Below are 22754 nucleotides of genomic sequence, written 5' to 3'. Positions count from 1 at the left end.
TGACCGACCGAACCCGATGACCCGCCATACCGCCCTCTGCCTTGCCGTCTGGATCGCGCTGCCGCTGTCCGCACACGCCGCTGCTGCGGCCAGCGCCGCCCCCGAGGCGCGCGAATTCGACCGCGTGCAGGTCACCGCCACGCGCACCGAGCGCGCGGTCAGCGACGTTGCCGCCACCGTCGATGTGATCGACCGCGAACAGATGGATCGCCATCTGGTGCAGGACATCAAGGATCTGCTGCGCTACGAGCCCGGCCTGTCGGTCAGCCGCAGCGCGGCGCGCTTCGGCCTGGGCAGCATCCGCATCCGCGGCCTGGACGGCAATCGCGTGCGCGTGCAGACCGATGGCATCGCCATGCCGACCAGCTTCAACATCGGCTCGTTCTCCAACGCCAACCGCAACTTCACCGATCTGGACACGCTCAAGCGCGTGGAGATCGTGCGCGGCCCGGCCAGCTCGTTGTACGGCTCGGACGCACTCGGTGGTGTGGTGGCGTTCGTCACCAAAGACCCGGCCGATTACCTCAAGGACGGCAAGGACAGCTACGTCGGCCTGAAGTTCGGCTACGACGGCGAGTGGAAAGGCCTGCTTGGCGGGGTGACCAGCGCCTTCGGTGGTGAGCACTGGAGCGGCATGGTCAACATCAACCATCGCCAGGGCCAGGAAACCGACAACAAGGGCGACGTGCGCAGCCTGGACAACACCCGCACCGCCCCCAATCCGCAGGACCGCGACGGTCGCAGCGGCCTGGCCAAGCTGGTCTACGCACCGAGCGAGGACCAACGCTTCCGCCTGACCGTGGAAGGCAACGAAGACAACACCGATACCAACGTGTTGTCCTCGATCGACCGCACCACTACCACCGGCATGAAGGCACGCGATACGCAGAACCGCACCCGCGTGTCGTTCGCGCATGAAATGGATGCGCTGGACAAGAGCTTCGCCGACAGCCTGCACTGGCAGCTGTATACCCAGCACAGCGAAACCACCCAGATCACCGACGAAGACCGTGCCAACCGCAGCCGTCGTCACCGCGAGTTCAACTTCGACCAGCGCGTGTATGGCCTGCAGGCCCAGTTCAACAAGGCCTTCAGCACCGGCAGCGTCGAGCACGCGTTGACCTATGGCTTCGAGGGCGCACGCACCGAGATCCGGCAGAAGCGCGATGGCTTCCAGGTCCTGGCCAACGGCCAGACCAGCACCACCATCCTGCCCGATGCGTTCCCAGTCCGCGATTTCCCGATCAGCAAGACCACCGAGCTGGGACTGTACGCACAGGATGAAATGCGCCTGGCGGGCGACAAGCTGTCGCTGGTGCCCGGCGTGCGCGTGGACCGCTACGAACTGAAGCCGGAGGTGGACAGCATCTTCGCCGAAGACAACCCGGGCGTGGCGGTGGCCAAGCTGACCAAGACCAGCGTCTCGCCGAAGTTCGGCCTGGTCTACCGCTTCACCGACCAATGGTCGCTGTTTGCCGGCTACTCGCACGGCTTCCGTTCGCCGCCCTACAACGATGTCAACCTCGGCTTCACCAATTTCGCCTTCGGCTACACCGCCATTCCCAATCCGGACCTGAAGCCGGAAACCAGTGATGGCATGGAACTGGGCCTGCGCTTCCTGTCGCCGGCCGCCTACGTCAGCGTCAGCGGCTACTACAACGAGTACAAGGACTTCATCGAGTCGCAGTCGCTGGTGGGTACCAACGCACAGGGCCTGATGGTGTTCCAGTCGCGCAACATCGCCGACGCACGTATCTACGGCGCCGAACTGAAGGCCGGCGTCGACTTCGGCCAGATCAGCCCGAGCCTGCAGGGTTGGGCACTGCGCAGTGCGGTGGCGTGGTCGCGTGGCGACAACAAGACCGAGGATGTTCCGCTGGATTCGGTCGACCCGCTGCGTGGCACCGTCGGGCTGATGTATGACACCGACACCTGGGGCGTGGAACTGGCCGGCACCTTCGTCAAGCGCAAGGACCGCGTCGCTTCGGCCACGGTGTACCGCCCGGCCGGCTACGGTGTGGCCGACCTGATGGCGCACTGGAACTTCGCCCCGGGCGCCACCTTCAACGTCGGCGTGTTCAACCTGGGCGACAAGCGCTACATCGATTGGTCCAACGTCTCCAGCGTGGGGTCGACGCTGTCGCCGACCAGCCGCGTGCTGGACCGCTATACCAGCCCCGGCCGCACCCTGTCGGCCAGCCTTGCCGTGTCCTGGTGATCCCATGAGCCGAGCCCTGTCCGCCCGTCGTCTGTCGTCCGCCCTGCCGCGCCCTTCGCAGCAGGCCTGGCCCACGCCGGCGCAGCTGGCAGCGCTGGGCACCGTGCTGTGCCTGTACCACGCTGACGGCAGCGAACTGGGTGGCTGGCACCAGGCGGTGCGCGTGCACGCCTGCCAGGGCGTGGACAGCGAGGGTCTGCGCGAAAGCCTGTGCTTCCTCGACGGACGCGGCCGCTGCGTGTGGCGGCTGTACCTGCTGCCGGACAGCGATTTCCTGGCCTGGGACCGGCTGGTCGCATCGCTGCCACCGGGCCCGGAGCACGACAGCGATGGCAGCGTGGGCGAACGCCTGTGGCGGCGCCTGGCCGGTCATCTGGGCGGGCAGCGCTGGCGCCTGTGCGCACTGCGCCTGCACGCCGCCGACGAGGGCCGCACGCTGGCCGCGAGCCTGTCCACGTTGTCGTCACTGGGCGCGGCCACGGCACGCCGCATCGCACGCATGGAAGGTGCCGAGGGCGAACTGGCGATCGACGACTGCTGCTGCGCCGATGCGGCGCGGCGCCCGGCGCAACGCGTCCCCGGCGACCTGCCGCTGATCCGCCTGTGATCGTTTCCTGATGGAACGCCTGTCGGCCACCGATGGCCTCTCAACGAACCTGCAACCCCGAAGGAAGACCCCGATGAAGTTCCAGACAGCCAGCGCCCTGCTGTTGCTCGCCGCCAGCGGCGTTGCCAGCGCGCAGCCCTCCGACGTCGCCCGCGACCATGACAGCATCCTGGCCATGCAGGGCGAGTACACCGTTGATTTCGCCTTCGACGAAACCGTGCTGCTGAAGCCGGGCTACGAGCGTGCGCCGGCCATGCGCAGCGGCGGCAACGAAGTGGTCATCGTGGTCGAGGACACTCCCAAGCGCATCGTGCTGCAGCATCTGCTGCTGGACGAGAAGAGCGGCCACATCACCAAGCACTGGCGCCAGGACTGGGTGTACGAAGCGCCCAACCGCTTCGAGTTCAGTGCCGACCAGACCTGGCAGGTACGCAATATTCCGGCCGCCGTGAACCAGGGCGCCTGGACCCAGTGCGTGTACGAAGTGAGCGATGCCCCGCGCTACTGCGGCACCGGCAAATGGAACTACACCAACAACGTGCCGAGCTGGACCAGCGACCTGAGCTGGCGCCCGCTGCCGCGTCGTGAGTACACCAAGCGCAGCGACTACAACGCGCTGGCCGTGATCAACCGCCACACGCTGACCCCGAACGGCTGGACCCACGAACAGTTCAACACCAAGGTGCAGCGCAACGCCGATGGCAGCCAGGTGGAGATCGCCCGCGAGTTCGGTTTCAACGACTACGTGAAGACCACCGAGATCGACTTCACGCCGGCGCGCAACTACTGGAAAGCCACCGCCGGCTACTGGGCCAAGGTGCGCCAGCGCTGGGACGGCTTCCTCGGCCAGGCCCCGGGCGTGCATCTGAAGACCAAGCTGGACGGCATGGCGATGATCATCCCGCTGTTCACCCAGGCCGAAGAGATCCAGGCCGGCAAGAAGGTGAAGGACACGCAGATCGACGCGGTATTCGCCGAGTACGTGGAAAAGGCCCGATAACGTCGGGTCAGACTCGACTGGCTCCGCTTCGTTCTGGCAGTTGCCGAGCTTGCTCGGCACGCTCTTTCCCGCAACCACGCGTGGCGTGAATCTACCGAAGCCCCGCTTTGGTAGGTGCCGAGCTTGCTCGGCACGCTCTTTCCCGCATCCACGCGTGGCGTGGATCTACCGGGTCCGGCGTCGCGTCAGGCTTCGCGCAGGGCCAGCGCCGGCGGCGTGTGCAGGATGCGGCGGGTGCCCCACCAGCCGGCCAGCAGGCTCAGCCCGATACCGACCAGCCCGCCCAGCAGCAGGCCCGGCCAGGGCGGCAGCAGCGGCAGCTCGAACACCTTCTGCGAAACCACCACACCGATGGCCGCGGCCGAGCCCACCGCCAGCAACGCGGCCAGCGTGCCCAGCGCACCGAACTCGACCAGCACCGCACCACGCAGCTGCCGCCGGGTCGCGCCCAGCGTGCGCAGTACCGCGCTGTCGTAGCGGCGTTCGCCGGCCGTGGCCTGCAGCGCGGCCAGCAGCACCAGCACGCCGGCCAGCAGGCTGAACACCATCACCAGCTGCACCGCCTGCGCCACCCGCTCCATCACATCGCGCACCTGCGAGATCACCGCATCCACATCCAGCAGCGACAGGTTCGGCTGCGCGCGCACCAGCTCGCCCAGCCCGGCGGCCTTGCCGGCCGGCAGATGGAATGCCGACAGCAGGTTGTGCGGGGTGTCACCCACCGCATTGGGGTTCAACAGCACGAAGAAGTTGGGCCGGAAGGTGTTCCAGTCGGCCTTGCGTACGCTGGTGACGGTGAACTCGCGTTGCTGCTCGCCCACCGCAATGCTGATGCGGTCGCCCGGATGCACGCCGTAACGCTTGGCCCAACCGATCTCCACCGACGCTTCCGGCGCCGTGCTGTCGGCCTTCCAGAAGGTGCCGTCGACCAGCGTGTTGGCCGGCGGGAAGGTACTGCGCCAGCTGAAGTTCAACGGCCGGTTCTCGTCGTCGTCATCGCGCTGGCCTTCGCCCTGATCCGCTTGACCGCTCTGTTCCGGCGTGCGGTCCACCCGCAGCGGCGGCTTGCCGTTGATCGCGATCAGGCGGCCGGTGGCCATCGGTTCGATGCTGGCGTCGTTGGCGCCGAGCACGCGCAGCGCGGCCAGCACGTCCTGGCGCTGTTCGGGCTGTATGTTGATCAGGAAGTAGTTCGGCGTATCGGCCGGCAGCCGCTCGCGCCACTGCTGCAGCAGGCCCGGTCCGGTCACCGCCAGCAGCAGCAACGCACACAGCGACAGCGACAGCCCGACCAGCTGCATCACCGCCAGCAGCCGGCGCCGGGTCAGTGCGGCCAGGCCCAGCCGCCAGTTGCCGTGCAGGCGGTGCTGCAGGCCGCGCAGCAGCTGCAGCAGCACGAAGCCGACCGCGCCGGCCGCCACCGCCAGTGCCGCCAGGCCGCCGAGCACCCACAGCGCCAGTTTCAGGTCACCGGTGACCTGCACCGCCAGCAGCAGGCTGGCGCCCAGCGCGGCCACGTAGGCCAGCAGCGAGGCCGGCGGCAGCGCGGCGAAGGAGCGGTTGAGCACGCGCATCGGCGGCACCCCGCGCAGGCGCAGCAGCGGCGGCAGGCCAAAGCCGAACAGCAGCAGCAGGCCGATGCCGGCGCCGGTCAGTGCCGGCATCGCTTCGGGCAGCGGCAGGCGCTGCGGCACCAGGCTGCCCAGCACCTGCACCAGCCCCTCCTGCGCCGCCATGCCCAGGCCGATGCCGAGTGCGCAGGCCGGTACCGCCAGCATCAGCAGCTGCAGCGCCAGGCCAAGCAGGACGTCGCGCTGGCGTGCGCCCAGGCAGCGCAGCACCGCCACCTGGTCGATGCGGCGCAGGGCGAAACGGTTGGCCGCCAGTGCGGTCGCCACGCCGGCCAGCAGTACCGCCAGCAGCGCACTCAGGCCGAGGAAGCGGCCGGCCAGGTCGAAGGCCTGGCGCACGCCGCGCTGGGTGTCGTCCACACTCAGCAGGCGCTGGCCCTTCACCTGGGGCAGCAGCCACTGGCGCAGCGCGGCAACCTGGTCGGCCGGGCCGGCGAACATCAGGCGATAGTTGACCCGGCTGCCGGGGCCGAGCAGCCCGGTGCCTTCCACATCGGCGCGGTTGACCAGCAGGGTGGGCGAGAGCGTCAGCAGGTCGCCGCCTGTGTCCGGCTCGGACTCGATGATGCCGGCGATGCGCAGCGTGCCGCTGCCGAATTCGAGGTCATCGCCGGCCTTCAGCCCCAGCCCCTGCAGCAGGCGCGGGTCGGCATAGGCCTGGCCCTGCGGCGGCATGCCGGCGTTGTCGATCAGCGCGCCGCCGGGCGTGGCGCGCACCCGCAGCGTGCCGCGCAATGGGTAGCCGGCCTGCACCGCCTTGATGCTGGCCATCTGGCTGGCATCGCCCTGGAACAGCACGCTGCCGAAACTGGCGATGCGGGTGTGTGCCAGGCCACGGCGCTGCGCTTCTTCGGCGAAGGCCGCTGCCGGATCGGTGCGGCCTGCGATGCCGAGGTCGCCGCCGAGCATCTCCGCCGCGCTGCCGGTCAGGGCCAAGTTGACCCGGTTCACCAGCGTGCCGACCGCGGTCATCACCGCCACGCCCAGCACCAGTGCGGCGAACACGGTCAGCAGGTCGCCGGCCAGGGCTTCGCGGCGCAGCGCGCGCCACGCATGGCGCAGCAGGTTCATGCCTGGGCCCCGTGTTCGACCGGCAGCAGGCGGCCGTTGTCGATGCGGTGGATGTACTGGCAGCGCTGGGCCAGGCGCAGGTCATGGGTGACCAGCACCAGCGTGGTGCCGCTGCCGGCATTGAGTTCGAACAGCAGGTCGCTGATGTGCTGGCCGGTGGCGTGGTCCAGCGAGCCGGTCGGTTCGTCGGCAAACAGGATGTGCGGGCGGGTGACGAAGGCGCGTGCCAGTGCCACGCGCTGCTGCTCGCCACCGGACAACTGGCGCGGATAGTGGCGGGCACGGTGGGACAGGCCGACCTGGGCCAGTACCTCATCGACCCGCGCGCGGTCCTCGCGGCCGGCCAGTTCCAGTGGCAGCGCGACGTTCTCGGCGGCGGTCAGCGCCGGCAGCAGGTGGAAGCTCTGGAACACGAAGCCGACGGTGCGCGCGCGCAGCTGCGCCCGCGCTTCTTCGTCCAGGCTGCCCAGATCCTGCCCGGCCACCGCGATGCGGCCACGGCTGGGCAGGTCCAGCCCGGCCAGCAGGCCGAGCAGGGTGGTCTTGCCGGAACCTGAAGCGCCAACGATGGCCACGCTGGTGCCTTCATGGACGGCCAGGGTGATGTTGTCCAGTATGTGGACTTCACCCTCCGGGCCCTGCACGGATTTGCCGACCTGGTCGACGGCGATGGCGACGGACGCGCTGCGGGGGGACAGGCTGTCGATGAGGAGACTCCAATGCGCAAGACGGGATGGAGCCGGCGAGCCGGCGCGATGATGGTGCTGCTGCTAGCGTTGCTGCTGTTGCCCGGGCTGGCCTGTGCCAAAGGTCCGGCCGGTACCGTGCTGGTGCTTGGCGACAGCCTAAGTGCCGCCCACAATATCCCCGCCGATGCCGGTTGGGTCAGCCTGCTGGACAAGCGGGTCAGGCAGCAGTCGAAAACCCCACCGCGCATCGTCAATGCCAGCATGAGCGGGGAAACCACCGCCGGCGCGCTGACCCGCCTGCCGGGCCTGCTGGCGAAGGAGAAGCCGAGTGTGGTGGTGATCGCGCTGGGCGGCAACGACGCGCTGCGCGGGCTGACCCCGCTGCAGGTGCAGGCCAACCTGGAAAAGATGGTGCAGGCCAGCCAGAAGGCCGGGGCCAAGGTGCTGCTGCTGGGCATCGACGTGCCGCCCAACTATGGCCTGGCCTACCGCCAGCGCCTGGCCGCGGTCTATCGCGCGCTGTCCACGCAGTACAAGGTGCCGCTGCTGCCGTTCCTGCTGGAAGGCGTGGCGCTGCAACCGGGCATGATGCAGGCCGACGGTCTGCACCCCACCGCGCAGGCGCAGCCGAAGGTGCTGGACAATGTCTGGCCGCTGCTCAGGCCGCTGCTCTGAACCGTTTGATTTCCTCTTGACGGAACTTCACATCACGTCCACCGTCGATACGGCATGTTTCACAAAGCTGAAGTTAGAGGGAATCACATGCGTCAGACGAAGGAGACCTCCGGCTTGGTGCTGGTGGTCGAAGACAACCGCAACATCTCCGAGATGATCGGGGAATACCTGGAAGGTCGCGGCTTCGAAGTCGACTATGCACAGGACGGCCTGGATGGCTACCGCCTTGCGGCGGAAAACAGCTATGACGTCGTGGTGCTCGACTTGATGTTGCCGCGCCTGGATGGCATCGAAGTGTGCCGTCGCCTGCGCAACGATGCGCGCAAATCCACCCCGGTGCTGATGCTCACCGCACGCGACACGCTGGACGACAAGCTCACCGGCCTGGGTTTCGGTGCCGATGACTACCTGACCAAGCCGTTCGCGATCCAGGAACTGGAAGCCCGCCTGCGCGCGCTGATCCGCCGCGAACGTCGCCAGGTCGGTTCGGAAGTGCTCAAGGTCGCCGACCTGGTGCTCGATCCGGTCAGCATGCGTGCAACCCGTGCCGGTACCGAGCTGCAGCTGTCGCCGATCGGCCTGCGCCTGCTGACCATCCTGATGCGCGAATCGCCGCGCGTGGTCACCCGCCAGGAAATCGAACGCGAGATCTGGGGCAACGGCCTGCCCGATTCGGACACCCTGCGCAGCCATCTGTACAACCTGCGCAAGATCATCGACAAGCCGTTCGACCGTCCGCTGCTGCACACCGTGCAGAGTGCCGGTTACCGCATTGCCGACATTGCCCAGCCGATGGCCTGAGCGGAGCCCGCGCCGGTGCAGATGCAGGCACGGCCGGGCAACGGCCCCGCAGGATCAGGTCGATGAGCCGCCGGCAGCGCCGGCGGTCATCTGCCGTGTACGACTACGGCGCGGTGCGCTGCCTATAATCGCAGCGCTCTGACCGGGACTCCGCAATGCCGCACGGCCTGCCGCGCAAGATCCGTATCGCTTTCATCCTGCAGGCAGTGCTGGCCAGCCTGGGCATCCTGCTGGGTGCCTGGCTGGTATCGCTGGTGATCAAGCACAGCCTGGTCGGCGCGGCCCTGCGCGAGGAGGCGGCGTACTACTGGACGCTGCACGACGCCTCGCCGGTGCAGCCACCACCGAACACCCAGAACATCCGCGGCTACCTGCTGGAAAACGGGCAGTCGGCGCTGAGCCTGCCGGCCAACCTGCGCAACCTGGAACCGGGCTTCCACGAGCTGCCCAAGGACGATCAGCTGGTGCTGGTGGATGTACGCCCGGCCGGCCGCCTGTACCTGGTGTTCCTGCGCTCGCGCGCGGAAATGCTGGCGTTCTGGTTCGGCATCGTGCCGGTATTGCTGACCCTGCTGGCCGTGTATGGCGCCAGTTGGGTGACCTACCGTGCATCCAAACGGCTGGTATCGCCGGTGAACTGGCTGGCACGACGGGTATCGCGCTGGGACCCGGGTCACCCGGAGGCGGCCGATCTGGAGCCGAACAAGCTGCCGGCGGACATGCAGGGTGAGACCCGGCAGCTGGCCGCTGCGCTGCATTCGCTGGCCAACCGGGTCAGCGCGCACGTCGCGCGCGAACGCAACTTCACCCGCGATGCCAGCCACGAGCTGCGCACGCCACTGACCGTCATCCGCGTGGCCAGCGACATGGCGCTGGGCGATGAGACCCTGCAGCCGCGCCTGCGCCGCAGCCTGCAGCGCATCCAGCGTGCCGGCCGTGACATGGAGGCGGTGATCGATGCGTTCCTGATCCTGGCCCGCGAGGCCGACGTCGAGCCGCAGATCGAACTGTTCGACGTCAACGACATCGTCCGCTACGAAGTGGACAACGCCAACGAACTGCTGGGCAGCCGTCCGGTGTCGGTGCACCTGCACAGTGATGGCCCGGTGCAGCTGCATGCGCCGCCGCGGGTGCTGCAGGTGGTGGTCAGCAATCTGGTGCGCAATGCCTGCAGCTACACCGACGACGGGCGCATCGACGTGTCCGTGCACAACGATCGGGTGGTGGTGCGCGATACCGGCATCGGCATGTCGGCCGAGGCACTGGCGCGGGCATTCGAGCCGTTCTACCGCGCCGAGCCGAGCCGCCCGCAGGGCACCGGCCTGGGCCTGTCGATCGTGCGCCGGCTGTGCGACCGCTTCGGCTGGAAGGTCAGCCTGAGCAGCGAACCGGGGCAGGGCACCGAGGCCACGGTGATCTTCCGCTAGAGGACTTTTGCCGGGCTGCGCCCGGCACCCGCCGAGGCAACGTCAACTTCAGAAGCAGGCATTCTCCGGGGGGCAGGGCGGTGTGGGTTTGCAGGACACGCCGTAAACCCCGCTCCGCGGTCCGGCCCAGCCGCTAGCGGCTGGGCGTTCGGGCGCTTGCGAAGCAGTGCTTCGCAAGCAAAGCGCCCTCACCCATGGGGGCTCGATGGCGCCATCCATGGCGCCAACGGTCCTGCAAATCCACACCGCCCCGCCTTCGACAGTTTCCCGCGATCCACAGTAGATCCACGCCATGCGTGGATGGGGTTGCTCAGTTGCAGTTGACCTTCGGCGCCAGCGCCTGGGTCCAGATCGCATAGCCGGCCGGGGTCATGTGCAGCATGTCCTCGCGGAACAGCTTCGCATCCGGCTGGCCGTCGGTACCGAGCATCGGCGTATAGATGTCGGTGTAGCCGGTATTGGGCAGTCTGGCCAACGCGGCCTTGATCAGCGTGTTGGCCTGGTTGATCGCCGGCAGCAGGTGCGCACGCGACGGGCTCGGCTTGATCGACAGGTACTCCACCGTGGTCTTCGGCAGGTCGCGATGCACGCGCTGCACGAAGGCGACCACGTCGTCGCGCACCTGGGTCGCGCTGCGGCCGCTGTTGAGGTCGTTGTCACCGGCGTAGAAGAACACCTTGCACGGTGCATACGGCACTACGATGCGGTCGGCATACCAGGTGCTGTCACGCACTTCCGAACCGCCGAAGCCGCGATTGAACACCGGCTGGCCGGGGAAGTCGGTGGCCAGGCTCTCCCAGTAGCGGATGGAGGAGCTGCCGATGAACTCGATGCCACCGCGCGGTGGCGGGCTGGTGCGGTCAGCGCGGGCGAAACGGGCCATGTCGTCGGCCCAGGCCACGTTGGAGACCTGTTCGGGCACACGCGGTGCCGAGGGGGGGCTCAGGGCCTGCGCCAACGGTGCGGCGCTCAGCAGGCCCAGCATCAGCAGGCAGGTAGGGCGGCGGGACATCTGGTGCTCCAGCAGGCGGGGACCCCCATCTTAAAAGGGCGCGGCGATGCGGTGCTTGCCTCAGGCAGGCCATTCGCCGGGGCGATCCAGGGTATGGCGGCTGGCCTTGTGGCAAAATGGCGTCCATCTGCCTATTCCTGTGCACTCATGATTCCCTGCCGTGCGTCTGAGCGGTCGCTGCGCCGCGCCCCTGTTGCTGGATGCTTCGCCCGTGGCTGACCACTTCGGCCACATGCCCCGGGGCCCGCGTCGCATCTTCCAGGCCGCCCGCTGGTCCTGGCAGGGCCTGCGTGCCGCCTGGCTGCACGAGTCCTCGTTCCGGCTGGAGGTCTACCTGCTGGTGCTGTTGACCCCGCTCGCAATCTGGCTGGGCCAGACCCCGGTGGAGCGCGCGCTGCTGATCGGCTCGATGCTGCTGGTGCTGGCGATGGAGCTGGCCAACTCGGCCATCGAGGCGGTGATCGAACGCTATGGCAGCGAGATCCACGAGCTGGCCGGCCGCGCCAAGGACATGGGCTCGGCGGCGGTGTTCGTGCTGATGATGAACGTGCTGCTGTGCTGGGCCCTGGTCGTGGTGCCGCACGCGCTGGCCGGAACCTACGGCTGAAACCCCATTCCCCCACTGCCTTGAAGAGATTCCATGTCCTTTGAGTTCCTCGCCGACCCCAACGCCTGGGTGACCCTGTTCACCCTCAGCGCGCTGGAAATCGTGCTCGGCATCGACAACCTGGTGTTCATTTCCATCGCGGTCAGCAAGCTGCCCGAAGAGCGCCGTCCGTTCGCACGCAAGCTCGGCATCGCCGTGGCGTGCATCACCCGCATCGCGCTGCTGGTGTCGCTGGCCTACCTGGCACACATGTCGGCCAACCTGTTCACCGTGGCCGGCATGGGCATCTCCATCCGCGACCTGGTGCTGATCGTCGGTGGCCTGTTCCTGATCATCAAGGGCTACATGGAGATCAAGGAGCTGATCACCGGTGGCGAAGACGAGAACCCGGCCACCAGCAAGGCGTCGGGCGTATTCGGCATGGTCATCCTGCAGATCGCCATCATCGACATCGTGTTCTCGCTGGATTCGGTGATCACCGCCGTCGGCATCGCCGACCACATTCCGGTGATGGTCGCCGCCATCCTGCTGTCGGTGCTGGTGATGCTGCTGGCGGCCAACCCGCTGGGCCGCTTCATCGACGCCAACCCGACCGTGAAGATGCTGGCACTGGCCTTCATCCTGCTGATCGGTGCGGTGCTGATCCTGGACGGTCTGGACGTGCACGTGCCCAAGCCCTACATCTACGCCGCGATGGGTTTCTCGGTGCTGGTGGAGTGGCTGAACCTGCTGATGCGCCGCCGCGCACGCGACCACCACGTGCCGGGTGCCGGCGACTGGTAACGCATGACCCCGAACCCCCGGCCAACGCCGGGGGTTCGGCGTTATGGGGCAGGTATCGGTCTTGCGGGATCCTGTAGAGCCGAGCCCACGCTCGGCTGCTTTTGCCGCGGTGTACGGCAGCCGAGCGTGGGCTCGGCTCTACAGGGGCGGTTACGGTCGCCACCTGTGAACCGGGGTCAACACTGTTTTCCCGCGGCGAGGCTTAATCGGCGGCGGCAAAGCGCGCAGGCTACGCAGCTTCCCGTTTCCTCCCCCAGAAACCCCCATGAACTCCCGAGCCGCCCTGCTGGCCCTCGCCGTCGGCGCTTTCGCCATCGGCACCACTGAATTCGCGCCGATGGGCCTGCTGCCGGTCATCGCCGACGGCGTCGGCGTCGGCATTCCCACCGCCGGCATGCTGATCACCGCCTATGCCGTGGGCGTGATGCTCGGTGCCCCGGTGATGACCCTGCTGATGGGGCGCTTCGGCAAGCGCACCGCGCTGATGCTGCTGATGTCGATCTTCGTGGTCGGCAACCTGCTGTCCGCGCTGGCGCCGAACTACGGCCTGCTGCTGTTGTCGCGGCTGGTCACCAGCCTCAACCACGGTGCCTTCTTCGGCATCGGCGCGGTGGTCGCCGCCAGCCTGGTACCGAAGGAAAAGCAGGCCGCTGCCGTGGCCACCATGTTCATGGGCCTGACCATCGCCAACATCGGTGGCGTGCCGCTGGCCACCTGGGTGGGCCAGCAGCTGGGCTGGCGCCTGTCCTTTGCCGGCACGGCGGTGCTGGGCCTGGTCGCGATCACCGCGCTGGGGTTGGCCCTTCCGGCCTCGGCGCCTGGCCCGCGCCCGGACGTGCGCCGCGAGATGAAGGCCATCGCGCAGCCGCAGGTGCTGCTGGCGATGGCCACCACGGTACTGGGTGCGGGCGCGATGTTCACCCTCTACACCTACGTGGCGCCGGTGCTGACTGAACTGACCGCTGCCTCCAACGCGTTCATCGCGGTATCGCTGGCGCTGATCGGCATCGGTTTCACCCTCGGCAACGGCATCGGTGGTCGCATGGCCGACTGGTCGCTGGATGGCGCCACCCGCATCCTGCTGGCGGTCCTGGCCGTGCTGATGTTCGTGCTGCCGCTGGCCTTCATGAGCCACGCTACCGCCGCGTTGGGCGTGCTGTTGTTTGGTGCGGCGACCTTCGCCATCGTGCCGCCGCTGCAGATCCGGGTGATGCAGGCGGCCAGCGAAGCGCCGGGCCTGGCCTCGTCGATCAACGTGGGTGCGTTCAACCTGGGCAATGCGCTGGGGGCTGCGCTGGGTGGGGCGGTGATCAGCCTGGGCCTGGGCTACGCGGCCATTCCGGTGGCCGGTGGCCTGCTGGCGGCATCGGGCCTGCTGCTGGCATGGCTGGGGCGTCCCCGCACTGCGGTGGTCGAGGCCTGCTGAGTGATATGGGGTTCCGGCAGGGCTTGCAGCCCTGCACCCGCTAAAGGCGAAGGCAACCGCCGAAGCAACAGCAACCGCAACAGCCGGCGCTGGTTTTCTGATGGTTGGGCGGGGCGGTGTGGGTTGGCAGGACACGCCGTGAACCCATCCATGGGGGCTCGATGGCGCCATCCATGGCGCCAACGGTCCTGCCAACCCACACCGCCCCACCTCCGACAGATTGCCGCGATCGGTCGGAACGGCGTTCTGCTTTGGTAGGTGTCGACCTTGGTCGACACGAATGCCTGAAGAACCGGCTTTTGCTTTTGATTTTTCTTTTGATCTTCCCGCGGTGCGCAGGAAATTGTCCGTGGCCGGGAGGGTGGGTCGGCTGGGGGCGTGAGCCGCATGGATGCGGCGACCGAGCTTACATGGACGTACTTGCAGCGGCCCCCAGCCGACCCACCCTCCCGGCCCACCCCGAGCTGGCTGGACCACACCGCGGAGGGGGCAGCGCCCGATGGCCGGTCTTTCACCCGAACCATGGCATGCTCGGCGCCAAGCCCACCCGGAACCTCCGCCATGCGCCTGTTCACCCGTGTCCTGCCCCTGATGCTGCTGGCCTCCCTGTTGTCCGGCTGCGGCTACAACGCCATCCAGCAGAAGGATGAGGCGGTCAAGGCCAGCTGGTCCGAAGTGCTCAACCAGTACAAGCGCCGTGCCGATCTGGTGCCCAACCTGGTGCAGACCGTGAAGGGCTTCGCCAGCCAGGAAGAGCGCGTGCTGACCGAAGTCACCAACGCCCGTTCGCGCGTCGGCCAGATCAATGTCAACGCCGATGACGAAGCCTCGCTCAAGCAGTTCCAGCAGGCACAGGGCGAGCTCGGCAGTGCGCTGTCGCGGCTGCTGGTGGTCACCGAGAACTACCCGGTGCTGAAGTCGGACCAGAATTTCCGCGACCTGCAGGCGCAGCTGGAAGGCACCGAAAACCGCATCACCGTCGCCCGTGGCCGCTACATCCAGCAGGTGCAGGACTACAACACCTACATCCGCTCGTTCCCGCAGGTGATCACCGCCAAGATCTTCGGCTACAAGACCAAGCCGAACTTCGCCGTGGAGAACGAAGCGCAGATCTCCAACGCGCCGGCGGTCGATTTCGGCAACGCACCGCAGCAGCAGCCGGCCCCGCAGCCGGGTCACTGACCCATGCGCCTGGCCACTGCGCTGTTGGCCCTGCTGCTGTGGCTGCCGCTGGCGTCGCAGGCGCAGCCGCTGGCGCCGATTCCGGCGCTGGATTCGCCGGTGGTCGATACCACCGGCACGCTGGATGCCACGCAGAAGCAGGCGCTGGTACAGCAGGCGCTGGACCTCCAGCAGCGCAAGGGCAGCCAGCTGCAGGTGCTGGTGGTACCCACGACTCAACCGGAAGACATCGCGCAGTACACCACCCGCGTCTTCGACCAATGGCAGATCGGCCGCAAGGGCGTGGATGACGGTGTGCTGCTGGTGGTGGCCAAGGACGACCGGCGCGTGCGCATCGAACCGGGCTACGGCCTGGAAGGGGCGATCCCCGACGCCATCGCCAACCGTGTCATCCAGGAATATCTGGTGCCGCGTTTCCGCGCCGGTGACTACGCCGGTGGCATCACCGATGCCACTGCAGTGCTGGTGAAGATCGTCGACGGTGAAGCACTGCCTGCGCCGGTCAGCAGCCAGCGTGGCCGCGAGCCCGAGGGTGGCGGCGATACCTGGTTCCTGGCGCTGTTCATCGGCGTGTTCGCCGGCAGCATCCTGCGCGGCGTGTTCTCGCGCGTACCGCGACCGCTGCGTGGCCTGCTGGGTGGTGCCGGTGCAGCACTGGCGGCGTTCCTGTTCACCTCCACCCTGCTGGCCAGTGGCCTGGCGGGCATCGTAGGCCTGATCGTGGCGATGCTGTCCGGCCACCCGGGCCGCTTTGCCGGTGGCGGCGGCTGGGGCGGGGGCAGCTGGGGCGGCGGAGGCGGCTTTGGCGGCGGGGGGGGATTCGGTGGCGGCGGTGGCTGGGGCGGCGGCGGTGGCCGCTCCGGCGGCGGCGGTGCTTCGGGAGGCTGGTGATGATCCAACGTCTGTGTCGCCATGTGTTCTCGCCCTCGGTACGGCGGGCGTTCCCGCCGGCCACGCTGCAGGCGATCACCGAGGCCATCGCCGCCGGTGAGCAGCGCCATGGCGGGCAGGTGATGTTCGCGGTGGAGGCCGACCTGCCGCTGGACGCGCTGTGGCAGCGGGTCACCCCGCGCCAGGCCGCCGAGCAGGCCTTCGCCCGCCTGCGCACCTGGGATACCGCCCATAACAATGGCGTGCTGATCTACCTGCTGCTGGCCGACCACGCCATCGAGATCGTGGCCGACCGTGGCCTGCACGGACGGGTCAGCCCGGCGCAATGGCAGCGGGTCTGCACCCATCTGCGCGAGGGCCTGCGCGGGGCCAATCCGGTGGCGGCGCTGCAGGGGGCCATCGATGAGGTGTCGAGCCTGATTGAAGGGCACTTTCCGGCCGCGGCGCGGTCCGAGGATGACGCGTTGCCGGACACCCCGCAGATCCTGGGCTGAACCCCGTTCTGCGATGTGCGGGCCGACCCGTGCCGATGCCGGCCCGGGGCCGGGCCGGGACGCTAAAATGTCCGTACTCCTGCCAGGCGTCTTCCATGATCTATTTCCACGACATCGACCCCATCGCCCTCTCGCTGGGGCCGATCAAGGTGCATTGGTACGGCATCATGTACCTGCTCGGCTTCACCGCCGCCTGGCTGCTGGGCCGCAAGCGCATCGCCGACGGGCGCCTGCCGGGCGTCGATGCCAACGGCTTCTCCGACCTGCTGTTCTACGCCATGCTGGGCGTGGTGCTGGGCGGACGCATCGGCTACATGCTGTTCTACGCGCTCGGCGATTTCCTGCACAACCCGCTGCTGCTGTTCAAGGTGTGGGATGGCGGCATGAGCTTCCACGGCGGCCTGCTGGGCGTGCTTGGTGCCTGCTGGTGGTGGTCGCGCAAGCACAAGCTGCATTTCTTCGACACCATGGATTTCATGGCGCCGCTGGTGCCGCTGGGCCTGGGGTTCGGCCGCATCGGCAACTTCATCGGCGCCGAGCTGTGGGGCAAGTACACCGATGGCACGTGGGGCGTGGTGTTCCCGTCCGGCCTGCCGGCGCCGCTGAACCAGCTCGATCACGCGACGCTGCAGGCGCAGTTCGCCAGCGGCGCGCTGAACCCGTTCGCCCGTCATCCCTCCCAGCTGTATGAAGCATTCCTGGAGGGGCTGGTGATGTTCGTGGTGCTGTGGGCGGTGTCGGCAAAGCCGCGCCATCGCTACCTCGTCGGTGGCCTGTTCGCGCTGATGTACGGCCTGTTCCGCTTCGCGGTGGAGTTCGTGCGCATGCCCGACAACGGTGTCTACGTCGCGTTCGACTGGCTGACCCGTGGCCAGATCCTGAGCCTGCCGCTGATCGCCTTCGGCCTGGTGCTGCTGGTGATGTCGCGCCGTGCGCCGGTGCTGCAGCCGCAGCCGCAGCCGCCGGTGGCCGCCGAGGGCAAGGCATGAAGCCCTACCTGGACCTGCTCTCGCATGTGCTCGAACACGGCGCGGAGAAGAGTGATCGCACCGGCACCGGCACCCGCAGCGTGTTCGGCTGGCAGATGCGCTTCAACCTCAACGAAGGCTTCCCGCTGGTCACCACCAAGAAGCTGCACCTGCGCTCGATCATCCACGAGCTGCTGTGGTTCCTGAAGGGCGACACCAATATCGGTTACCTGAAGGACAACCAGGTGCGGATCTGGGACGAGTGGGCCGACGCCAACGGCGATCTCGGCCCGGTGTACGGCAAGCAGTGGCGCAGCTGGGCCACTGCTGATGGCGGCGCGATCGACCAGATGCAGTGGCTGGTGGACGAGATCAAGCGCAACCCCGATTCGCGGCGGCTGGTGGTCAGCGCCTGGAACGTGGGCGAGCTCCCGCAGATGGCGCTGATGCCGTGCCACAACCTGTTCCAGTTCTATGTGGTGGACGGCAAGCTCAGCTGCCAGCTGTACCAGCGCAGTGGCGACATCTTCCTCGGCGTGCCGTTCAACATCGCCAGCTACGCGCTGCTGACCCACATGGTGGCGCAGGCCACCGGCCTGGGCGTGGGGGATTTCGTGCATACGCTGGGCGATGCGCATCTGTACTCCAACCATTTCGAGCAGGCCCGCGAGCAGTTGTCGCGTGAACCGCGTGCGCTGCCCAAGCTGTGGTTGAACCCCGAAGTGACCGATCTGTTCGGTTTCCAGTTCGACGACATCCGCATCGACGGCTACGACCCGCATCCGGCCATCAAGGCGCCGGTGGCGGTGTGAGCGCGATGAAGCTGTCGATGATCGTGGCGCTGGACCGCAACCGTGGCATCGGCCAGGGCAACACCATGCCCTGGCACCTGCCGGATGATTTCAAGCACTTCAAGGCGCTCACCCTGGGCAAGCCGATCCTGATGGGGCGCAAGACCGCCGAATCGATCGGCCGCGTGCTGCCGGGGCGGACCAACCTGGTGCTCACCCGCAGCGGTCAGGTGCCGTTCGAAGGCATGCGCGCGGTGACGTCGCTGGAGGAGGCCAAGGCGATTGCCGAAGGCGAGGGCGCCAGTGAGCTGTGCATCATCGGTGGCGGCGAGATATTCCACCAGTTGCTCGACCAGGCCAGCGACCTGTACCTGACCTGGGTCGACGCGGAGGTGCCGGCTGACACGCATTTCCCTGAAATGGATGCGCAGGACTGGCAGGAAGTGAGCAGCGAGCCGCACCCGGCCGACGAACGACACGCCTACGCGTTCCGCTTCGTACACTACGTGCGCCGCTGATCGCGGTTTCCTGTAGAGCCGAGCCATGCTCGGCTGCTGTTGGTTGACACATGTCGTAGCCGAGCATGGCTCGGCTCTACAAAGCCGGGCGTTGTAACGTTCACGGCATCCGGTAATGGCCGATGATGGCGTGCTGGAACATCAGGTTCTCTTCGCGCGTGCCGCGCGCGATGTTGTGCAGCACCAGCGGCGTGCCATCGGCCAGGCGGCGGTCGGAGACGATGCCCACATGCAGCAGGCCATTGCCGTTGAGCTTCCAGGCGACGATGTCGCCCGCCGCGTAGTCGGCGGCAGCGGCAGTGATTGGCTGCTGCCACCCCTGCCGCTCAAACCAGCGCATCAGGTTCGGCACGCGCCGATGGTCGATGTTGCGGTCCGGCCGTGACAGGCCCCAGATCGCTGGATAGGCGCTGAAGTCGTCGCGCATGTCCTCATGCACGCGGGCCTGCAGGTCCAGGCCTTGGCTGCGCAGTGCTCGCACCACCACGTCGGTGCAGACCCCACGATCGGCCGGCACGTCGCCGCCGGGGTAGGCCAGCACCCGGTAGGCCGGGTCGTAGCGGGTGGTGACGCCGATCTGCGCACGCGCGGCGGCCACCAGCGGCTGCGATGCAGCCTGCTGCGCCGGGCGGCGGTCTTCGCTCTGCGCTGTGCCGGGGAAGGGAGGCGGAGCAGGCTGGCAGCCGCTGGCGATGGCCAGCGTCAGCAGCAGCACCGTCCCTGGTGCCCGGCCCGCGCGCATCATGCCTGCGGCGGGGCGCCGTTGTTGCCGGGGCCAGTGGAGCCACCCCCGCCACCCCCGCCTCGACGGCGGCGGCGACGCGGTCCACGGTTGCCCGGGTTGGCCGCGGGCGTGTTGCCGCCGCCGTGTTCCTTGCCCTGCGGCGCCGCAGACGGCCGCTCGTGCGCAGGGCGCGCCGGCGGGCGGGCGTTGGGCACCGGTGCCGGCACATCGCGGCCCGGCACCTGCACCACGCGCAGTTCGTCGGTGTCCAGCTGCAGTGCGGTCAGCTTGCCGCCCCACACCGCGCCGGTATCGATGGCGTGCACGCCCTGGGTAATGGTCAGGCCCAGGGCCGACCAGTGGCCGCAGACGACCTTGAGGTCGCGCTCGACCCGGCCCGGAACTTCGAACCAGGGATACAACCCCTGTTCCTGGGTGCCCGGCGTGCCCTTGTCCTCGATGCCGATACGCCCGCGCGGCGTGCAGTAACGCATGCGGGTGAGCACGTTGATGATCGCCCGCGAGCGGTCATAGCCGGACAGGTTCGGCGCCCAGCTCGGCTTGTCGCCGTACATGTTGCGGAACAGCTTGCGGTAGCCGGCGCCGTGCAGCTGCACTTCCACTTCGGCGGCATGCTTCTCGGCCATCTGCGTGGTCCACTTCGGCGCCAGGCCGGCATGCACCATCATCCAGCCCAGCTCACGGTCCACGTGCACCAGCTTCTGCAGGCGCAGCCAATCCAGCAGTTCGTCGCGGTCTTCGGCCTGCACGATGCGCAGCAGGTCCGGATTGACCTTGCGCTGTTCCTCTTCGGTGCGTGCACCGACGGCCAGCAGCGAAAGATCATGATTGCCCAGCACCACCACGCTGTGCTCGCGCAGCGAGTGCACCAGCCGCAACGTTTCCAGCGACTGGCCGCCACGGTTGACCAGATCGCCGCAGAACCACAGGGTGTCCTGCGCCGGGTCGAAGCGGATCTTCTCCAGCAATCGCTGGGTGACGTCATAGCAGCCCTGCAGGTCGCCGATCGCCCACACACTCATCGTTCGGCCTCCGTGTCAGTGCAGGGTACGCGGCACGGCCAGCACGAACGGTGCGACCGGCGCGGCGAATTCGGTGCCATCGTCAGCGACCATGTCGTAATGCCCCTGCATGGTGCCGTGATCGGTCCCCAGCATGACACCGGACGTGTAACGGAAGTCTTCACCGGGGCGCAGTCGCGGCTGCTCGCCGATCACGCCATCACCATCGACATGCTCGACGCGACCGTTGGCATCGGTGATGCGCCAGTGGCGTGCGACCAGGCGCGCGGCGACCTGTCCCTGGTTGTGGATGCGGATCGTATAGGCGAACGCATAGCGGCCGTCTTCCGGCGCGGATTGATCGTCGAGGAAGCGCGGCGCGACTTCGACGGAGATGGCGTAAACGTCAGCGTCTTCCATACCGGCAGTGTAATCAGGAGGCATTGGCCAAAGCGATGAATTCGGCCACTTCCAGCTGTTCGGCGCGGGCATCGGGACGCACGCCGGCGGCAACGAACTGCTCGGCGGAGACCACGTTGTTGAGCGCGTTGCGCAGGGTCTTGCGGCGCTGCCCGAACGCGGCCTTGACCACCTCGGCGAAGCGCTTGTGGTCGTGGATGTTGATCGTGGCCGGGTCGCGCGGTACCAGCCGTACCACGGCCGAGTCGACCTTCGGCGGCGGCCGGAACGCGCCCGGCGGTACCACGAACAATGAGGTCACCTGGCAGTACGCCTGCAGCATCACGCTGAGGCGGCCATAGACCTTGCTGCCCGGGCCGGCGGCCATGCGGTCGACCACTTCCTTCTGCAGCATGAAGTGCATGTCGCGGATCACCGCGGCGTGCTCCAGCGCATGGAACAGGATCGGCGAGGAGATGTTGTAGGGCAGGTTGCCGACCAGGCGGATCGGCTGGCCGGCGGCCAGCTCGGTGAAATCCACGCGCAGCACGTCGCGGTGGACGATGATCAGCTCGCCCAGCGGCTCGGCGGCGGCGGTCAGCGGCGCGATCAGGTCGCGGTCGAACTCGATCACCGTCAGTTGCGGATGCACGCGCAGCAGCGGCAGCGTGATCGCGCCCTGGCCGGGGCCGATTTCAACCAGGCGATCGCCTTCTTTCGGATTGACCGCCATCACGATCTTGTCGATGTAGTGGCGATCGGCCAGGAAATGCTGGCCAAGCTGCTTCTTGGCCGGGGCGGTAAACACCGGGCCGGAGGGGGAATGCGGGGAATTCATGCGCTCAGTGTACGTTGCCGCGCCAGCTGCGCACACAGCGCCGTCGCCGCCTGCAGGCTGGAGGGGTCGGCAATGCCGCGCCCGGCCAGGTCCAGGGCGGTGCCATGGTCCACCGCCACACGCGGGTAGGGCAGGCCCAGGGTCAGGTTCACCGCCTGCTCGAAGCCGGAATACTTCAGCACCGGCAGGCCCTGGTCGTGGTACATCGCCAGCACGGTGTCGAAACCGGCCAGCTTGGCTGGCAGGAACGCGGTGTCGGCCGGCAGCGGGCCGATCAGCTCCATGCCTTCGGCGCGCAGGCGCTGCAGCAACGGGATGATCAGGTCCAGCTCCTCACGGCCCAGGTGGCCGTCTTCTCCGGCATGCGGGTTCAGGCCAAGCACGGCGATACGCGGTGCCGGCAGGCCGAACTCACGGCGCAGCGCGGCATGCACGGTGCGCAGGGTATGTTCCAGGCCGTGCACGGTGATGGCATCGGCCACATCGCGCAGCGGCAGGTGGGTGGTGGCCAGGGCCACGCGCACGATGCTGTTGGCCAGCATCATCACCACCTTGACCCCGGCCTGGTCGGCCAGCAGTTCGGTGGTGCCGCTGTAGGCAATGCCGCCGTCGTTGATGACCGCCTTGTGCACCGGCCCGGTGACCACGCCGTGCAGCTCCCCGGACAGGCAGGCCTGCCCGGCGCCGAGCAGGGCGCCGATGACCGCGCCGGCGTTGGCCGGGTCGGCCTGGCCGAAACGGCTGGGCACGGCATTGGCCACCACGCGCAGGCGCAGATCGCCGGGGACGCGGGCTTCGGCGTCTTCGGGCAGCAGTTGCAGGGGCAGGTTCAGCGCGGCAGCGGCCGCGCGCAGGGTGTCCGGGTCGGCGAACGCCAGCAGCCGGCAATCTTCACGCGGCTGCTGGACAAGGCGGACACACAGTTCCGGGCCGATCCCGGCGGGCTCGCCCGGTACCAGCGCGAGCTCGGGGCGCATCGG

General features: G+C 68.0%; 23 protein-coding genes. 15 read left to right on the top strand and 8 right to left on the bottom strand.

Going from position 1 to position 22754, the window contains the following annotated elements:
* The first annotated feature begins 16 nt into the window (after window positions 1-16).
* The 3 genes from LZ605_RS12255 (at window position 17) to LZ605_RS12245 (ending at window position 3825) form a co-directional block, all read left to right on the top strand.
* Window positions 17-2218 carry a TonB-dependent hemoglobin/transferrin/lactoferrin family receptor gene (locus tag LZ605_RS12255; protein WP_409460923.1) on the top strand — a complete coding sequence of 734 codons (2202 nt, stop codon included), beginning with the start codon at window positions 17-19 and terminating at the stop codon, window positions 2216-2218.
* Between the two features lie 4 nt (window positions 2219-2222).
* Window positions 2223-2825: a Hemin transport protein gene (locus LZ605_RS12250; RefSeq protein WP_249841891.1), complete on the top strand. Its 603-nt coding sequence runs from the start codon at window positions 2223-2225 to the stop codon at window positions 2823-2825.
* 73 nt (window positions 2826-2898) lie between these two features.
* Window positions 2899-3825 carry a DUF6607 family protein gene (locus LZ605_RS12245; RefSeq protein WP_249841890.1) on the top strand — a complete coding sequence of 309 codons (927 nt, stop codon included), beginning with the start codon at window positions 2899-2901 and terminating at the stop codon, window positions 3823-3825.
* Between the two features lie 185 nt (window positions 3826-4010).
* Here the strand turns inward: LZ605_RS12245 and LZ605_RS12240 are convergent, their stop codons facing one another.
* Window positions 4011-6527 carry an ABC transporter permease gene (locus LZ605_RS12240; RefSeq protein ID WP_249841889.1) on the bottom strand — a complete coding sequence of 839 codons (2517 nt, stop codon included), beginning with the start codon at window positions 6525-6527 and terminating at the stop codon, window positions 4011-4013.
* Complete coding sequence (locus LZ605_RS12235; RefSeq protein ID WP_249841888.1) at window positions 6524-7171, bottom strand: ABC transporter ATP-binding protein; 648 nt, start codon at window positions 7169-7171, stop codon at window positions 6524-6526. Before LZ605_RS12235 ends, LZ605_RS12240 begins: the two co-directional genes overlap by 4 nt.
* 75 nt (window positions 7172-7246) lie before the next feature.
* On the opposite strand from LZ605_RS12235, the gene LZ605_RS12230 reads away from it, so the two are divergent.
* The 3 genes from LZ605_RS12230 to LZ605_RS12220 all read left to right on the top strand — a co-directional run bounded on the left by LZ605_RS12230 (window position 7247) and on the right by LZ605_RS12220 (window position 10119).
* A complete protein-coding gene (locus LZ605_RS12230) occupies window positions 7247-7891 on the top strand; it encodes an arylesterase (protein ID WP_279920400.1) in 645 nt (214 codons plus the stop codon).
* An 87-nt stretch (window positions 7892-7978) separates the two neighbouring features.
* Window positions 7979-8692 (top strand): response regulator transcription factor, encoded by a 714-nt coding sequence (locus LZ605_RS12225; RefSeq protein ID WP_002811889.1) that lies wholly within the window; start codon window positions 7979-7981, stop codon window positions 8690-8692.
* A 155-nt stretch (window positions 8693-8847) separates the two neighbouring features.
* Window positions 8848-10119 carry a sensor histidine kinase gene (locus tag LZ605_RS12220; RefSeq protein ID WP_249841887.1) on the top strand — a complete coding sequence of 424 codons (1272 nt, stop codon included), beginning with the start codon at window positions 8848-8850 and terminating at the stop codon, window positions 10117-10119.
* Between the two features lie 310 nt (window positions 10120-10429).
* Here LZ605_RS12220 and LZ605_RS12215 read toward each other — a convergent pair whose 3' ends face one another.
* Complete coding sequence (locus tag LZ605_RS12215) at window positions 10430-11131, bottom strand: SGNH/GDSL hydrolase family protein (protein WP_249841886.1); 702 nt, start codon at window positions 11129-11131, stop codon at window positions 10430-10432.
* A 211-nt stretch (window positions 11132-11342) separates the two neighbouring features.
* Here LZ605_RS12215 and LZ605_RS12210 point away from each other — a divergent pair, with 211 nt between their 5' ends.
* The 9 genes from LZ605_RS12210 to LZ605_RS12170 all read left to right on the top strand — a co-directional run bounded on the left by LZ605_RS12210 (window position 11343) and on the right by LZ605_RS12170 (window position 18791).
* Window positions 11343-11738: a diacylglycerol kinase gene (locus LZ605_RS12210; RefSeq protein WP_107230410.1), complete on the top strand. Its 396-nt coding sequence runs from the start codon at window positions 11343-11345 to the stop codon at window positions 11736-11738.
* Window positions 11739-11771: 33 nt separating this feature from the next.
* Window positions 11772-12521, top strand: a complete 750-nt coding sequence (locus LZ605_RS12205) for a TerC family protein (RefSeq protein WP_004144462.1) — start codon at window positions 11772-11774, stop codon at window positions 12519-12521.
* A gap of 265 nt (window positions 12522-12786) precedes the next feature.
* Window positions 12787-13947 carry an MFS transporter gene (locus LZ605_RS12200; RefSeq protein WP_249841885.1) on the top strand — a complete coding sequence of 387 codons (1161 nt, stop codon included), beginning with the start codon at window positions 12787-12789 and terminating at the stop codon, window positions 13945-13947.
* Between the two features lie 561 nt (window positions 13948-14508).
* Window positions 14509-15129 (top strand): LemA family protein, encoded by a 621-nt coding sequence (locus LZ605_RS12195; protein ID WP_249841884.1) that lies wholly within the window; start codon window positions 14509-14511, stop codon window positions 15127-15129.
* Between the two features lie 3 nt (window positions 15130-15132).
* Window positions 15133-16020, top strand: a complete 888-nt coding sequence (locus LZ605_RS12190) for a TPM domain-containing protein (RefSeq protein WP_249841883.1) — start codon at window positions 15133-15135, stop codon at window positions 16018-16020.
* Window positions 16020-16514 (top strand): TPM domain-containing protein, encoded by a 495-nt coding sequence (locus tag LZ605_RS12185; protein WP_249841882.1) that lies wholly within the window; start codon window positions 16020-16022, stop codon window positions 16512-16514. The genes LZ605_RS12190 and LZ605_RS12185 overlap by 1 nt, the downstream gene beginning before the upstream one ends.
* A gap of 95 nt (window positions 16515-16609) precedes the next feature.
* A complete protein-coding gene (gene lgt, locus LZ605_RS12180) occupies window positions 16610-17503 on the top strand; it encodes a prolipoprotein diacylglyceryl transferase (protein WP_249841881.1) in 894 nt (297 codons plus the stop codon).
* Window positions 17500-18294 carry a thymidylate synthase gene (locus tag LZ605_RS12175; RefSeq protein ID WP_249841880.1) on the top strand — a complete coding sequence of 265 codons (795 nt, stop codon included), beginning with the start codon at window positions 17500-17502 and terminating at the stop codon, window positions 18292-18294. Before lgt ends, LZ605_RS12175 begins: the two co-directional genes overlap by 4 nt.
* A gap of 5 nt (window positions 18295-18299) precedes the next feature.
* Window positions 18300-18791 (top strand): dihydrofolate reductase, encoded by a 492-nt coding sequence (locus tag LZ605_RS12170; protein WP_249844906.1) that lies wholly within the window; start codon window positions 18300-18302, stop codon window positions 18789-18791.
* A gap of 100 nt (window positions 18792-18891) precedes the next feature.
* Here LZ605_RS12170 and LZ605_RS12165 read toward each other — a convergent pair whose 3' ends face one another.
* Genes LZ605_RS12165 through pdxA form a run of 5 tightly spaced genes read right to left on the bottom strand, consistent with a single transcriptional unit; the run spans window position 18892 to window position 22751 of the window.
* Complete coding sequence (locus tag LZ605_RS12165; RefSeq protein WP_249841879.1) at window positions 18892-19536, bottom strand: DUF1287 domain-containing protein; 645 nt, start codon at window positions 19534-19536, stop codon at window positions 18892-18894.
* Window positions 19533-20558, bottom strand: coding sequence for a symmetrical bis(5'-nucleosyl)-tetraphosphatase (locus LZ605_RS12160; protein WP_249841878.1), 1026 nt, complete (start codon window positions 20556-20558; stop codon window positions 19533-19535). Before LZ605_RS12160 ends, LZ605_RS12165 begins: the two co-directional genes overlap by 4 nt.
* A 15-nt stretch (window positions 20559-20573) precedes the next feature.
* Window positions 20574-20957 carry a Co2+/Mg2+ efflux protein ApaG gene (apaG, locus tag LZ605_RS12155; RefSeq protein ID WP_249841877.1) on the bottom strand — a complete coding sequence of 128 codons (384 nt, stop codon included), beginning with the start codon at window positions 20955-20957 and terminating at the stop codon, window positions 20574-20576.
* A gap of 13 nt (window positions 20958-20970) precedes the next feature.
* Window positions 20971-21774, bottom strand: coding sequence for a 16S rRNA (adenine(1518)-N(6)/adenine(1519)-N(6))-dimethyltransferase RsmA (rsmA, locus tag LZ605_RS12150; protein ID WP_249841876.1), 804 nt, complete (start codon window positions 21772-21774; stop codon window positions 20971-20973).
* Window positions 21771-22751, bottom strand: coding sequence for a 4-hydroxythreonine-4-phosphate dehydrogenase PdxA (pdxA, locus tag LZ605_RS12145; protein WP_249841875.1), 981 nt, complete (start codon window positions 22749-22751; stop codon window positions 21771-21773). Before pdxA ends, rsmA begins: the two co-directional genes overlap by 4 nt.
* Window positions 22752-22754: the final 3 nt, after the last annotated feature.

This window comes from Stenotrophomonas maltophilia, from assembly GCF_023518235.1.
Taxonomy (GTDB): domain Bacteria; phylum Pseudomonadota; class Gammaproteobacteria; order Xanthomonadales; family Xanthomonadaceae; genus Stenotrophomonas.
This window is presented reverse-complemented; position numbering and strand designations above follow the sequence as displayed.

Bases quoted from the DNA above. Each gene is read 5' to 3' on its own strand.
- LZ605_RS12170 (WP_249844906.1), top strand. From the start codon at position 18,300: ATGAAGCTGTCGATGATCGTGGCGCTGGACCGCAACCGTGGCATCGGC.
- LZ605_RS12175 (WP_249841880.1), top strand. From the start codon at position 17,500: ATGAAGCCCTACCTGGACCTGCTCTCGCATGTGCTCGAACACGGCGCG.
- LZ605_RS12190 (WP_249841883.1), top strand. From the start codon at position 15,133: ATGCGCCTGGCCACTGCGCTGTTGGCCCTGCTGCTGTGGCTGCCGCTG.
- rsmA (WP_249841876.1), bottom strand. From the start codon at position 21,774: ATGAATTCCCCGCATTCCCCCTCCGGCCCGGTGTTTACCGCCCCGGCC.
- LZ605_RS12230 (WP_279920400.1), top strand. From the start codon at position 7,247: ATGCGCAAGACGGGATGGAGCCGGCGAGCCGGCGCGATGATGGTGCTG.
- LZ605_RS12200 (WP_249841885.1), top strand. From the start codon at position 12,787: ATGAACTCCCGAGCCGCCCTGCTGGCCCTCGCCGTCGGCGCTTTCGCC.
- lgt (WP_249841881.1), top strand. From the start codon at position 16,610: ATGATCTATTTCCACGACATCGACCCCATCGCCCTCTCGCTGGGGCCG.
- LZ605_RS12225 (WP_002811889.1), top strand. From the start codon at position 7,979: ATGCGTCAGACGAAGGAGACCTCCGGCTTGGTGCTGGTGGTCGAAGAC.
- pdxA (WP_249841875.1), bottom strand. From the start codon at position 22,751: ATGCGCCCCGAGCTCGCGCTGGTACCGGGCGAGCCCGCCGGGATCGGC.
- LZ605_RS12165 (WP_249841879.1), bottom strand. From the start codon at position 19,536: ATGATGCGCGCGGGCCGGGCACCAGGGACGGTGCTGCTGCTGACGCTG.
- LZ605_RS12220 (WP_249841887.1), top strand. From the start codon at position 8,848: ATGCCGCACGGCCTGCCGCGCAAGATCCGTATCGCTTTCATCCTGCAG.
- LZ605_RS12255 (WP_409460923.1), top strand. From the start codon at position 17: ATGACCCGCCATACCGCCCTCTGCCTTGCCGTCTGGATCGCGCTGCCG.
- LZ605_RS12205 (WP_004144462.1), top strand. From the start codon at position 11,772: ATGTCCTTTGAGTTCCTCGCCGACCCCAACGCCTGGGTGACCCTGTTC.
- LZ605_RS12160 (WP_249841878.1), bottom strand. From the start codon at position 20,558: ATGAGTGTGTGGGCGATCGGCGACCTGCAGGGCTGCTATGACGTCACC.
- LZ605_RS12195 (WP_249841884.1), top strand. From the start codon at position 14,509: ATGCGCCTGTTCACCCGTGTCCTGCCCCTGATGCTGCTGGCCTCCCTG.
- LZ605_RS12215 (WP_249841886.1), bottom strand. From the start codon at position 11,131: ATGTCCCGCCGCCCTACCTGCCTGCTGATGCTGGGCCTGCTGAGCGCC.
- LZ605_RS12250 (WP_249841891.1), top strand. From the start codon at position 2,223: ATGAGCCGAGCCCTGTCCGCCCGTCGTCTGTCGTCCGCCCTGCCGCGC.
- LZ605_RS12185 (WP_249841882.1), top strand. From the start codon at position 16,020: ATGATCCAACGTCTGTGTCGCCATGTGTTCTCGCCCTCGGTACGGCGG.
- apaG (WP_249841877.1), bottom strand. From the start codon at position 20,957: ATGGAAGACGCTGACGTTTACGCCATCTCCGTCGAAGTCGCGCCGCGC.
- LZ605_RS12240 (WP_249841889.1), bottom strand. From the start codon at position 6,527: ATGAACCTGCTGCGCCATGCGTGGCGCGCGCTGCGCCGCGAAGCCCTG.
- LZ605_RS12245 (WP_249841890.1), top strand. From the start codon at position 2,899: ATGAAGTTCCAGACAGCCAGCGCCCTGCTGTTGCTCGCCGCCAGCGGC.